Origin of the sequence: Jejubacter calystegiae, from assembly GCF_005671395.1 — a bacterium.
In the GTDB taxonomy this organism is placed as follows: Bacteria; Pseudomonadota; Gammaproteobacteria; order Enterobacterales; family Enterobacteriaceae; genus Jejubacter; species Jejubacter calystegiae.
In genome coordinates, this window is the sequence record NZ_CP040428.1 from 2892143 (window position 1) to 2904807 (window position 12665).

Consider the following 12665-nt stretch of genomic DNA (forward strand, 5'->3'; position numbering starts at 1 on the left):
CGATTACTCTTCTACTTTCGGCTCGGGGGAATCGTCCGGGATCCTGACGTGTACCTGAATAATCCGGCGGCTGTCCGCCATGGCGACTTTAAACTGATAACCATCAATTTCAATGGTTTCGCCACGGGCCGGAAGATGGCCAAAGGCCTGCATCACCAGACCGCCAATGGTATCGACCTCTTCATCGCTGAAGTGCGTACCGAAGGTTTCGTTAAAGTCTTCAATCGGCGCCAGGGCGCGTACCGTCCAGGTGTGGCGGCTGAGCTGACGGAAATCGATATCCTCTTCCTCGTCATACTCGTCTTCGATCTCGCCGACGATCAGCTCCAGAATGTCTTCAATGGTTACCAGGCCGGAAACACCGCCAAATTCATCGATAACGATGGCCATATGATAGCGCTGCTGGCGAAACTCCTTGAGCATGCGGTCAACCCGCTTGCTTTCCGGCACGACCACCGCCGGACGCAACACTTTCTCCATGCTAAATGGCTCGGCGTCGCTGCGCATAAAGGGCAGCAGATCCTTAGCCATCAGTATCCCTTCAATGTGATCCTTATCTTCGCTGATCACCGGGAAGCGGGAGTGGGCGGATTCGATAATGACATCGAGGCATTCGTCCAGGCTCTGGTTACGCTTCAGGGTAATCATCTGTGAACGGGGAATCATGATGTCGCGGACCCGCTGGTCGGCGATATCCATCACCCCTTCGAGCATATCGCGAGTATCCTGGTCGATAAGCTCATTCTGTTCGGAATCACGGATTAGCGTGAGTAATTCATCGCGGTTTTTGGGCTCGCCGTGGAACAGCTGGCTCAGAATCAGAGAGAAGAAGCCCTTTTTACCGGATGTGTCACTACTGTGTGAATTGTCGTCGCTCATGGCGTATGGATTGGTTTCTCGTGTTGGTTAATGAGTTGCCGCATCGGTGACGCGGCATCATGGGTATCGCTATTCTTTCTCGGAAATGTACGGATCGCCGTAGCCGAGGGCAAGCATTATCTCTGTCTCCAGAGACTCCATCTCTTCGGCTTCATCATCTTCGATATGGTCGTAACCCAGCAGGTGCAGGCTACCGTGCACCACCATATGGGCCCAGTGGGCCTCCTGGGTCACCGTCTGCTCCTGTGCTTCGCGTTCGACAACCTGGCGACAAATAACCAGATCGCCCAGCAGCGGCAGCTCAATGCCGGGCGGCGCCTCGAAGGGGAATGAGAGCACGTTGGTCGATTTATCCTTACCGCGGTACGTCAGATTCAGCTCGTGGCTTTCCGCTTCGTCTACCAGCCTGACCGTAACTTCGGCTTCCGCCTGGGCGGGCAGGATGGCGGCATCAAGCCAGCGCTGGATCTGTTCTTCCGTGGGCAGTCCGGCGGTATCCTCACAGGCGATCTGGAGATCGAGAATGACCTGACTCATGAATTCTCCTGGGGACCGTGGGCTTCCTGAGCTTCGCGTTTGCGCTCGGCAGCGAGGGCGGCTTTACGCTTTTGTTCGGCTTCGTCCCAGGCCTCATAGGCATTGACGATACGGGCAACCACCGGGTGGCGAACCACATCTTCGCTGTGGAGGAAGTTGAAGCTTAACTCGTTGACGTCCGACAGTACCTCAACGGCATGGCGCAGGCCCGATTTGGCGTTACGCGGCAGGTCTATCTGGGTGACGTCACCGGTAATGACAGCTTTAGAGTTAAAGCCGATGCGGGTCAGGAACATTTTCATCTGTTCGATGGTGGTGTTCTGGCTCTCGTCAAGGATGATAAAGGCATCGTTCAGCGTACGTCCGCGCATATAGGCGAGGGGAGCAACTTCAATCACGTTACGCTCGATAAGCTTTTCGACCTTCTCGAAGCCCAGCATTTCAAACAGGGCGTCGTACAGCGGGCGCAGATAAGGGTCCACCTTCTGGCTTAGATCGCCAGGCAGGAAGCCCAACTTTTCGCCTGCTTCTACCGCCGGGCGGGTCAGCAAAATACGACGGATCTCCTGGCGCTCCAGAGCATCCACTGCGGCTGCAACCGCCAGATAGGTTTTACCTGTACCGGCCGGGCCGATACCGAAGGTAATGTCATGATCCAGAATATTGGCGATGTACTGCGCCTGGTTAGGGGTTCGCGGTTTAATCACGCCGCGTTTGGTCTTGATATTAACCGCCTTACCGTACTCCGGCACGCTTTCTGCGGCCTGTTCAAGTACCCGGAATTCTTTAATCGCAAGATGGATCTGTTCCGGATCGATATCCTGAATCTGGCCGCGCATGGGGGCCGTATCTACGTACAGATGGCGCAGAATGTCGGCGGCGGCATTGACGCACAGGGCGCGTCCGGTCAGTTTGAAGTGACTGTCGCGGCGGTTGATCTCAATGCCCAGCCGACGCTCCAGCTGTTTAATATTGTCATCAAAGGGGCCACACAGGCTCAGCAGACGGGCGTTGTCCGCCGGCTCCAGCGTGATTTCACGTGTTTCGATATTCAAGATTTTCCTCTTACGGAGCACAGGGCCGGTTAGGGTAAATAAATGCCTGACGTCAGGCTATACCGGAATTATTCACGGCGTAAACCCATGGCGCAAGCACCGAAAATGATATTTGGGTGACGGCTTCAGAATGCAAGGGGTGGTAGTGAGAATGCTGCCGAAGCGTGCAATAGCGCTCCGGCAGCGAAGGGGATTATGGCTGGTAAGTACCCACGCCGAGTTCATCCTCTTTACGGGTACGGGCAATTACCGATTCCGGCGACTCGACCACTCGCAGTCCCATCTCCTCTTCGGTACGTACTACTTTACCGCGCAGGGAGTTAGGGAAGACATCGGTGATTTCCACGTCGACGAATTTGCCGATCATATCCGGGCTGCCTTCAAAGTTAACCACGCGGTTATTTTCGGTGCGTCCTGACAGCTCCATGATGTTCTTGCGGGAAGTCCCCTCCACCAGAATACGCTGTACTGTGCCGAGCATACGGCGACTCCAGGCCATGGCCTGCTGGTTAATACGCTCCTGCAGAATATAGAGACGCTGTTTTTTCTCTTCTTCCGGTACGTCATCCACCATATCGGCGGCCGGTGTGCCCGGACGGGCAGAGAAGATAAAGCTAAAGCTCATGTCGAAGTTGACGTCGGCAATCAGCTTCATGGTCTGTTCGAAGTCCTGGTCGGTTTCGCCCGGGAAACCGACGATAAAGTCGGAACTGATCTGAATATCCGGTCGCGCGGCGCGCAGCTTGCGGATAATCGCCTTATATTCCAGCGCGGTGTGGGTACGGCCCATCATGTTCAGCACCCGGTCAGCGCCGCTCTGCACCGGCAGATGCAGGAAGCTCACCAGCTCCGGCGTGTCGCGGTACACCTCGATAATGTCATCGGTGAACTCAATCGGGTGGCTGGTGGTAAAGCGGATGCGATCGATACCGTCGATGGCCGCCACCAGGCGCAGCAGTTCGGCGAAGGAACATACGCCATCGTCGAACGTGGGGCCCCGGTATGCGTTCACGTTCTGGCCGAGCAGGTTCACTTCACGTACGCCCTGAGCCGCCAACTGGGCAATTTCGAACAGGATGTCGTCGCACGGGCGGCTGACTTCTTCGCCACGGGTATAAGGCACCACGCAGTAGGTGCAGTACTTGTTGCAGCCTTCCATAATGGAAACGAAGGCGGTCGGCCCTTCGGCGCGCGGCTCCGGCAGGCGGTCGAATTTCTCGATCTCCGGGAAGCTAACATCTACCACCGGGCTACGATCGCCGGCAACCCGGTTGATCATTTCCGGCAGGCGGTGCAGCGTCTGCGGCCCGAAGATAATGTCCACATAGTGGGCGCGACCGCGAATGTGCTCACCTTCCTGTGAGGCCACGCAGCCGCCGACGCCGATAATCAGCTCGGGATTCTTTTCCTTTAATGTTTTCCAGCGACCTAACTGATGGAAAACCTTCTCCTGTGCTTTTTCGCGGATCGAACAGGTATTCAGCAGCAGAACATCCGCCTCTTCCGCCACGTCGGTTAACGTAAAGCCGTGGGTGGAGTTCAGCAGGGAGGCCATCTTAGATGAATCGTACTCGTTCATCTGACAGCCCCAGGTTTTGATATGCAGTTTTTTTGTCATTGGCTTGCCATATTGCTTCAGTTAATGCCGGAAATGCAGGGCGCGTATTGTAATGCTTTGACGCCTTCGTGACCAGTGGAGCGAGCCTGCCGCGCGCCACCCAAAAATCAGGTAGACTTGAGGGATTCGTGGTTTAAGGATATATGACGATGACAATTCAACCAACTGAAGTCGCCGTTGTTGGCGGAGGCATGGTGGGCGCCGCGGTTGCGCTGGGCCTGGCGCAGCGCGGATTTTCCGTCACGCTGATCGAGCATGAAGCGCCAGCGCCATTTGAGGCAGGCAGTGCGCCCGATGTGCGGATTTCGGCGATTAGCTGCGCTTCGGTGCGGTTGCTGAAATCGCTGGGCGTCTGGCGTGCGGTACAGGCGATGCGTTGTCACCCCTGGCGGCGGCTGGAAACCTGGGAGTGGGAGAGCGCCCATGTGACCTTTGATGCCGCGGAGCTGAAGCTGTCGGAACTGGGCTATATGGTGGAAAACCGGGTGTTGCAGCTGGCGCTGTGGCAGGCGTTGCAGGTCCATTCCGGGGTACAGATTATCTGCCCCGGGCGGCTGAGCAGTATGACGCGCGAGCAGGGCCAGACCCGACTTTGCTTTGATGACGGTCAGCAGATGACCGCACAACTGGTGATAGGTGCCGACGGCGCCCATTCCCGGGTTCGGGAATGGAGCGGTATTGGCGTACAGGGTTGGCAGTATCCCCAGTCCTGTATGCTGATTACCGCCCGTTGCGAGCAGGCGCCGGGGGATTGCACCTGGCAGCATTTTACCCCCAATGGCCCGCACGCTTTCCTGCCGTTGTTTGATGACTGGGCATCGCTGGTGTGGTACGACTCACCGTCACAGATTCGCCAGTTGCAGGCGATGACGATGCCGCAGCTTGCCCTGGAGATCCATCAGGCTTTCCCGTCCCGGCTCGGCGAAGTGACGCCGCAGGCCAGCGGTAGCTTCCCGCTGGTGCGCCGCCATGCGCTCCGATACGTTCAACCTGGCGTGGCGCTGGTAGGGGATGCGGCCCATACCATTCATCCGCTGGCAGGGCAGGGGGTAAACCTGGGCTATCGCGATGCTGAAGCCTTGCTGGAGGTGCTGGGCAATGCCCGCGAGCGCGGCGAGGCGTGGAGCGACTACGATGTGCTAAAACGCTACCAGAACCGCAGGCGTCTGGATAACCTGGCGATGCAGAGCGGTATGGATCTGTTCTACGCCGGATTCAGCAACAATCTTGGGCCGCTACGCGTCATACGTAATCTGGGATTGATGGCGGCGGATCGCGCCGGAGCGGCTAAGCGGCAGGCGCTGAAATACGCCCTGGGTCTGTAAAACGAGAAAACCCGCGCTGGCGGGTTTTTGGGTTATGGGAATTGCAGATATGAAAAAGCCCGCTTGCGCGGGCTTCTCATTTTATTGGCTGGGGTGCAGGGATTCGAACCCCGGAATGCTGGAATCAGAATCCAGTGCCTTACCGCTTGGCGACACCCCAATAGTGTCTTTGCTTAACTGATTGTTGGTGCCTGATGCTGAACTCAGATCCACTGCTTACAGCCTGGCGACACCCCAATAGTGTCTTTCTAAAATTTGGCTGGGGTACGAGGATTCGAACCTCGGAATGCTGGAATCAGAATCCAGTGCCTTACCGCTTGGCGATACCCCAATAGTCTTTTCTGTTACCGCGCGCTGCGATTAAATCTGCCGGGCGGTACTCTAAAAATATGGTGGCTACGACGGGATTCGAACCTGTGACCCCATCATTATGAGTGATGTGCTCTAACCAACTGAGCTACGTAGCCATAGATTTTAGCGCAGACCAACTTAAAAGAAAGTTGGCTGGGGTGCAGGGATTCGAACCCCGGAATGCTGGAATCAGAATCCAGTGCCTTACCGCTTGGCGACACCCCAATAGTGTCTTGTCTTCAGATAACCGCAAAACAACTGCGTTTATCATAAAAAATGGCTGGGGTACCTGGATTCGAACCAGGGAATGCCGGTATCAAAAACCGGTGCCTTACCGCTTGGCGATACCCCACCTGACAACGCCACGAAAATAAATGGTGCGGGAGGCGAGACTTGAACTCGCACACCTTGCGGCGCCAGAACCTAAATCTGGTGCGTCTACCAATTTCGCCACTCCCGCAAAATTATGGTGGCTACGACGGGATTCGAACCTGTGACCCCATCATTATGAGTGATGTGCTCTAACCAACTGAGCTACGTAGCCATCTTTTCGCGTTACCTTATCGGCGTTGCGGGGCGCATTATGCGTATTGGGCCCCGTAGCGTCAACACCTTTTTTGTCGAAAAGTGGCTCTGGCGTTCCGTTTGACTGGCTTATGAACAGCTTGCTTTAATAATCGGCAAAAACAGGCTATTTCTCCACTTATCCCGATGATGTTAAGGGTAATCTGCCCGTAAAAGGCGGTCAAAAAAGCGGGCGCTGGTGGCCCGCTTTTTGCAGTTTTACTTCAGGCGATTACTTGTAGGCGTCCTGATGAACCCCTACGGCACGGCCAGAAGGATCGTTCATCGACTTAAAGGTTTCGTCCCACTCAATGGCTTTGGCCGAAGAGCAGGCCACCGAGGGGCCTCCAGGCACGCATTCGGCGGCGCTGGGCAGCGGGAACAGCTCTTCGAAGATCTCCCGGTACAGATAGCCTTCTTTAGAGCCAGGCGTGTTATACGGGAAGCGGAAGTGGGCGGTCTCCATCTGCTGATCGGTAATCTGCTGAGCCGCCACCTCTTTCAGGCTGTCGATCCAGCTGTAGCCCACGCCGTCTGAGAACTGCTCTTTCTGGCGCCATGCGACGCTCGCCGGCAGGTAGGATTCGAAGCATTCACGCAGAATATGCTTTTCCATTTTGCCGTTGCCGCACATTTTATCGCGAGGGTTAAGGCGCATCGCCACATCCAGGAACTTCTTGTCCAGGAAAGGTACGCGTGCCTCAACGCCCCAGGCGGACATCGCCTTGTTGGCGCGGGCGCAGTCGAACATATGCAGCGCCAGCAGTTTACGCACTGTCTCTTCGTGGAATTCACGCTCGTTCGGCGCCTTGTGGAAGTAAAGGTAACCGCCAAACACTTCGTCGGAACCCTCTCCGGACAGTACCATTTTAATGCCCATCGCTTTGATCTTACGCGACATCAGATACATCGGGGTAGAGGCGCGAATGGTGGTCACATCGTAAGTTTCGATGTGGTAGATAACATCACGGATCGCATCCAGCCCTTCCTGCACCGTAAAGTGGATTTCGTGGTGTACGGTGCCCAGGTGGTTAGCGACCTCCTGAGCGGCTTTCAGATCCGGAGAGCCTTCCAGGCCAACTGCGAAGGAGTGAAGCTGGGGCCACCAGGCTTCGCTGCGCTCCTGATCTTCCACCCGGCGTGCGGCGAACTTCTTGGTGACGGCGGAAATAATTGAGGAGTCGAGACCGCCGGAAAGCAGCACGCCGTAGGGGACATCCGACATCAGGTGGCTTTTCACCGCCTCTTCCAGCGCCTGACGAAGGGCGTTCTTATCGGTTGCGTTGTCTTTAACCGCGTCGAACTCGAACCAGTCGCGCTGGTAGTAGCGGCGGATCTCGCCGTCTTTGCTCCACAGATAGCTGCCCGCCGGGAACTCTTTAATCGTGCGGCACACCGGTACCAGCGCTTTCATTTCAGAAGCGACATACAGGTTACCGTGTTCATCATGCCCCATATAAAGAGGGATGATGCCGATATGGTCGCGGCCAATCAGATAGGCGTCCTGCTCGCTGTCATACAGGGCAAAGGCGAACATTCCCTGTAGATCGTCAAGAAATGCCGGACCTTTTTCCTGATACAGGGCAAGAATGACTTCGCAGTCAGAGCCAGTCTGGAATGCGTAGCGATCGCCGTATTCGGCGCGCAGGGCCTGGTGGTTGTAGATTTCACCGTTAACCGCCAGCGCATGGGTTTGATTTTCGTTATATAAAGGCTGGGCACCGGCGTTAACGTCGACAATGGAGAGGCGTTCATGGGCGAGAATAGCGCGGTCACTGGCATAAACGCCGGACCAGTCGGGGCCACGATGGCGCATCAGGCGCGACATCTCCAGCGCCTTTTTACGCAGCTCACCCGCGTCAGTTTTAATATCCAGAATACCAAAAATCGAACACATAACCTTCTCCGTCACAGATGCTGTTGTGCTAAAGCGAGCAGCGGTTGCGTTGTTTTATTACCGCTGTTACTGCCTGTCATGGTAAGGACAATGCCCCAGAATACGGTGTCCTGGCAAGCGAATTACCGGTCAGATATTGAAAAAATCAATGGTCCTTGCCGAATAGTAAAAAATGGCTATCTTTTACACGCGATTATTAACGAATCGGCAATTTTTATGCTTTTTTATTGAATGGAAGGACGCGCCGGTTAAGGCGCGTTGCCGATCAGATAACGTCGATCTCTGCGACGGAGGGGTAAATCCAGGTGGGGCGGAACGGCATATCGTCAATATCGTTCAACGCTGAAACGCCGGACAGCACCAGAATGGTCTGCAACCCCGCCTGAAAACCGGCAAGAATGTCGGTGCGCAGATTGTCACCGACGATCACCGTATCTTCGGAGTGGGCCTGCATTTTGTTCAGGGCGGCGCGGATAATCCACGGACTGGGTTTACCGACATAAAAAGGTTTACGCCCGGAGATCTTCTCAATACCAGCGCACAGCGCGCCGCAGGCCGGCACCATACCGTGGCCGTGGGTATCCGGGTTGGTAGCGATAAAGCGCGCGCCGTTCGCTACAAACCAGGCCGCCTTATGCATCATATCCCAGTTGTAGGAGCGGGTTTCGCCGACGATAACGAAGTCGGGGTTGATATCAGTAATGGTAAAACCCGCTTTATACAGCTCGTGAATCAAAGCGCCTTCGCCCACCACATAGGCCTTTTTCCCCTCCTGGCGGCGCAGGAAATCTGCGGTGGCCATGGCGGAGGTATAGAACAGGCTATCCGGCACATCAACGCCCGCAGAGGCAAAACGGTTAGCGAGATCCTGACCGGTCTGGGACGGATAGTTAGTGAGCAGCACCACCGGAATCTCTTTTTCCAGCAGTCCGGACAGAAACTGCGCGGCGCCTGGAACGGCGACGTTATCGTGCATCAGCACGCCGTCGATATCGCAAATTACATTTTTTATCGTCATAGTCAGTCGGATGATTTACGGAAGATGGCCTGGGCCTGAATCGCTATGGTAACCAGCGGCGGCGTTATCCGGAAGTAAAATCCCGCGCCGCCGTCATGGTCCGGGGTTACTCTTCCAGCAGTCGCTGCAGGAGTGCTCCGTTAAGCATAGCGCGCTTTACCAGAGCGAAGGCGCCGATGGCTGAACGGTCATCAAGATGGGAGCGGACGACCGGCAGATTGCGGCGAAAGGCTTCCAGCACCTGAGTATTGACGCAGCGGTCAATGGCAGGCAGCAGGATTTTCTCCGCCTCCATCACTTCGCCGGCGATCACGACCTTTTGGGGATTAAACAGATTAATGGCAATGGCGATAGCCTTGCCCAGATGGCGTCCAACCTGCTCCAGCACCTCGCTGGCCAGCGGGTCGCCGCGGTTGGCGGCCCGGCAAATATCCTGGATTCGGCAGTTGTCCGGGTCCAGTCGGCTCTGGTAGCCCTGGGAAAGCAACTGCCGTACCCGTTGCTCGATGGCTGCGTTAGCGGCAATGGTTTCCAGGCAGCCGAAGTTGCCACAGTGGCAGCGTTCGCCCAGCGGATCGACCTGAATATGGCCAATTTCACCGACATTGCCGTTGCGGCCAATAAAGATCTGTCCGCCGGAAAGAATACCGGCCCCGGTACCGCGATGGACGCGCACCAGAATAGAGTCTTCGCAGTCCCGGGTGGCGCCGAAGTAGTGCTCCGCCAGCGCCAGGCTGCGAATGTCATGCCCCACGAAGCAGGCAAAGCCGAAGCGCTGTTCCAGTTTTTCCACCAACGGCCAGTCATCGACCTCGATATGGGGCATATAGCGCACCACGCCGCTTTCAGGATCCACCAGGCCAGGCAGAATCACAGAGATCGCAATCAGTTCGCGAATCTTGCGCTGACAGTGGCTAATAAAATCTTCAATAGCCGCCAGCAGGGCGATTTCAAGCGCATCCTGACGTCGTTCCGGCAGTGGATAATGACGTTCTTCCAGCGCCCTGGCGCTGAGATCGAAAAGCGTCAGGGTTGCGTCGTAACGGCCAAGACGCACGCCGATGGCTTGAAAGCCGCGGGTCTCGGTAACGATGGAGATAGCCCGGCGTCCGCCGGTGGATGCCTGCTGATCGACCTCTTTAATTAAACCGCGCTCGATCAGCTGGCGGGTGATTTTGGTGACGCTGGCGGGGGCAAGCTGGCTTAGCTCGGCGATCTGGATGCGCGATATCGGCCCCTGTTGATCGATCAGACGGTAAACCGCCGCTCCGTTAAGCTGTTTGACCAGATCAACATTACCTATTTGCGCTTGTCCGCCAGTCGTCATACCCGTTTATCCGATTGAGACCTCGTCTCCGTTAACGATGGTCTTGATAATTTTAAAGTCGCGGCTGAACGCGGTCAGGTTTGCTACCTTGCCCGCTTCCAGTGTGCCCAGACGGTCCGCCACGCCCATGGCCCTGGCGGGGTAGAGCGTTGCCATACGCAGGGCTTCATCCAGCGCGATGTTGACATGCTCCACCAGATTACGCACCCCTTCGATCATAGTCAGCGCCGAGCCGCTCAGGGTTCCGTTCTCATCCACGCACAGTTCATTCCGGTAGTATATTGTTTTACCAGCAAAAATGAACTGGTCAATATCGGAACCTGCCGCTGCGGTGGCATCGGTCACCAGGCACAGCTTTTCGCCTTTCAGTTTTTTCGCGGTGCGAACGTTGGCGTAACTGACGTGCAGCCCGTCAGCGATAACCCCGCAGTACAGATCCGGATCGTCGAAAATAGCGCCGGTCAGGCCCGGTTCGCGACCGGTAATATAAGGCATGGCGTTATACAGGTGAGTTGCGAAGCTGATGCCCGCGCGGAAGCCGCGCTTCGCTTCCTGCCAGGTGGCGTTAGAGTGGCCAGCGGAAACGCGGATACCGGCATCCACCAGTTGGCGAATCACGGCCGGATCGACCTCTTCCGGGGCGAGGGTGATTTTGGTAATGACGTCGGCATTCTGGCACAGGAAGTTCACCAGGCTGGGATCCGGCTTGCGAATATACTCAGGGTTGTGGGTCCCTTTCTTCACCAGACTCAACCACGGACCTTCCAGATGCAGCCCCAACGCCTGGTTCTGATGCTTGTCGAGGTATTCACGCATCACGTTAACCGCATGCATCATTAACTCATCGCTGGAGGTGATAAGCGTCGGCAGGAAGCTGGTACAGCCGGAGCGCTCGTTGGCCTTCTGCATGATTTCCAGGGTTTCCACGCTTACCGCGTCGGCGGTGTCGTTAAACATGACGCCGCCGCAGCCGTTTAGCTGAACGTCAATAAATCCCGGGGCGATAATGGCACCACCCATATTGCGCGTGGCGATATCCTGCGGCAGCTCTGCCTGCGGACAGATGCGGTCAATGAAACCGTCCGCGATGATAATCGCATGGTCGTCCAGAACGTCGTGACCGGTAAAGATACGGCCATGGGTTAGTGCATACATAGTTACCCCCGGAATAGATATGACTTAAAGACCTTTAATACTTTCAGCTTCCAGCTCGTTGAAGTACTTCAGCGTTTTGACCTTCAGCTCCATGGTAGAAGGCTCGTCGCAGACGATAACCGCTTTCGGATGCAATTGCAGGCAGCTGATGGTCCACATATGGTTTACGTTGCCTTCGACTGCAGCCTGCAGCGCTTGCGCCTTGACGTGGCCCAGCACCAGGATCATCACCTCTTCAGCGTCCAGTAGGGTACCTACGCCAACGGTCAGAGCGTATTTCGGAACCTGATTGACATCGCCGCCAAAGAAGCGGGAGTTGGCGACCCGGGTATCATGGGTCAGAGTTTTGATACGGGTGCGGGAAGCCAGCGAAGAGGCCGGTTCGTTAAAGGCGATATGGCCGTCGTTACCCACGCCGCCCATAAACAGATGGATTTTGCCGTAGGCACGGATTTTCTCTTCGTAATTGCGGCACTCTTCATCAACGTCTGGCGCATTACCGTCCAGCAGGTTGATATTTTCCGCCGGGATATCGACGTGGTCAAAGAAATTACGGTGCATGAAGCTATGGTAGCTTTCCGGATGCTCTTTCGGCAGGCCGACGTACTCGTCCATATTGAAGGTAACGACGTGTTTGAAGCTAACTTCACCTGCGTTATAAAGTTCCACCAGCGCCTTGTAGGCTTCCAGCGGCGTGCCGCCAGTCGGCAGACCCAGAACGAAAGGGCGGTCTGCGGTAGGCTTAAAGGCGTTAATACGGTTTACAATATGGCGGGCTGCCCATTTACCGACCTGTTGAGCCGTTGTCAGGGGAATCAGTCTCATCATTCACCTCTATAAAAGTTAAGTTAAACGTGCTGGCCGGATTGCCGCTTATACTGAAGTAAAGATTAACCCAGATTTGCCGCACGGCGGCATTTATCCGTCCTGATATTTTTC

10 protein-coding genes and 7 tRNA genes are annotated in these 12665 nt (G+C 55.8%); 1 reads left to right on the top strand and 16 read right to left on the bottom strand.

Translation table 11 applies throughout. From position 1 onward, the window contains the following. Positions 1 to 3 precede the first annotated feature (3 nt). From corC to miaB, 4 genes are all read right to left on the bottom strand, one after another. On the bottom strand, positions 4 to 879 hold the full coding sequence (gene corC / locus FEM41_RS13180; protein ID WP_138096410.1) for a CNNM family magnesium/cobalt transport protein CorC: 876 nt from the start codon (positions 877 to 879) through the stop codon (positions 4 to 6). Positions 880 to 948: 69 nt separating this feature from the next. Beyond that, positions 949 to 1416, bottom strand: a complete 468-nt coding sequence (gene ybeY / locus FEM41_RS13185) for an rRNA maturation RNase YbeY (RefSeq protein ID WP_138096411.1) — start codon at positions 1414 to 1416, stop codon at positions 949 to 951. After that, a complete protein-coding gene (locus tag FEM41_RS13190; protein WP_138096412.1) occupies positions 1413 to 2471 on the bottom strand; it encodes a PhoH family protein in 1059 nt (352 codons plus the stop codon). The genes ybeY and FEM41_RS13190 overlap by 4 nt, the downstream gene beginning before the upstream one ends. A gap of 193 nt (positions 2472 to 2664) precedes the next feature. Further along, entirely contained in the window at positions 2665 to 4089 is a 1425-nt protein-coding gene (gene miaB, locus FEM41_RS13195; RefSeq protein ID WP_138096413.1) for a tRNA (N6-isopentenyl adenosine(37)-C2)-methylthiotransferase MiaB, read from the bottom strand. Positions 4090 to 4238: 149 nt separating this feature from the next. Here miaB and ubiF point away from each other — a divergent pair, with 149 nt between their 5' ends. Then, a complete protein-coding gene (ubiF, locus tag FEM41_RS13200; RefSeq protein ID WP_138096414.1) occupies positions 4239 to 5414 on the top strand; it encodes a 3-demethoxyubiquinol 3-hydroxylase in 1176 nt (391 codons plus the stop codon). Positions 5415 to 5499: 85 nt separating this feature from the next. On the opposite strand, the gene FEM41_RS13205 is transcribed toward ubiF, so the two are convergent. From FEM41_RS13205 to nagB, 12 genes are all read right to left on the bottom strand, one after another. Further along, positions 5500 to 5574, bottom strand: a tRNA-Gln gene (locus FEM41_RS13205). 96 nt (positions 5575 to 5670) lie between these two features. Next, a tRNA-Gln gene (locus FEM41_RS13210) sits at positions 5671 to 5745 on the bottom strand. A 59-nt stretch (positions 5746 to 5804) separates the two neighbouring features. After that, a tRNA-Met gene (locus FEM41_RS13215) sits at positions 5805 to 5881 on the bottom strand. Between the two features lie 34 nt (positions 5882 to 5915). Beyond that, positions 5916 to 5990: transfer RNA gene (locus FEM41_RS13220), tRNA-Gln, on the bottom strand. A 52-nt stretch (positions 5991 to 6042) separates the two neighbouring features. Next, positions 6043 to 6117, bottom strand: a tRNA-Gln gene (locus FEM41_RS13225). Between the two features lie 23 nt (positions 6118 to 6140). Beyond that, positions 6141 to 6225: transfer RNA gene (locus FEM41_RS13230), tRNA-Leu, on the bottom strand. Between the two features lie 7 nt (positions 6226 to 6232). Continuing rightward, positions 6233 to 6309 (bottom strand) — tRNA-Met (locus FEM41_RS13235). A 252-nt stretch (positions 6310 to 6561) separates the two neighbouring features. Next, on the bottom strand, positions 6562 to 8226 hold the full coding sequence (asnB, locus tag FEM41_RS13240; protein ID WP_138096415.1) for an asparagine synthase B: 1665 nt from the start codon (positions 8224 to 8226) through the stop codon (positions 6562 to 6564). A gap of 265 nt (positions 8227 to 8491) precedes the next feature. Continuing rightward, a complete protein-coding gene (locus FEM41_RS13245; RefSeq protein WP_138096416.1) occupies positions 8492 to 9244 on the bottom strand; it encodes an HAD-IIA family hydrolase in 753 nt (250 codons plus the stop codon). A gap of 106 nt (positions 9245 to 9350) precedes the next feature. After that, positions 9351 to 10571, bottom strand: a complete 1221-nt coding sequence (gene nagC / locus FEM41_RS13250) for a DNA-binding transcriptional regulator NagC (protein WP_138096417.1) — start codon at positions 10569 to 10571, stop codon at positions 9351 to 9353. A gap of 6 nt (positions 10572 to 10577) precedes the next feature. Then, complete coding sequence (gene nagA, locus FEM41_RS13255; protein ID WP_138096418.1) at positions 10578 to 11726, bottom strand: N-acetylglucosamine-6-phosphate deacetylase; 1149 nt, start codon at positions 11724 to 11726, stop codon at positions 10578 to 10580. Between the two features lie 24 nt (positions 11727 to 11750). Continuing rightward, the gene (gene nagB / locus FEM41_RS13260) at positions 11751 to 12551 is read right to left on the bottom strand and encodes a glucosamine-6-phosphate deaminase (protein WP_138099195.1); all 801 of its coding nucleotides are present in this window, start codon (positions 12549 to 12551) and stop codon (positions 11751 to 11753) included. Positions 12552 to 12665: the final 114 nt, after the last annotated feature.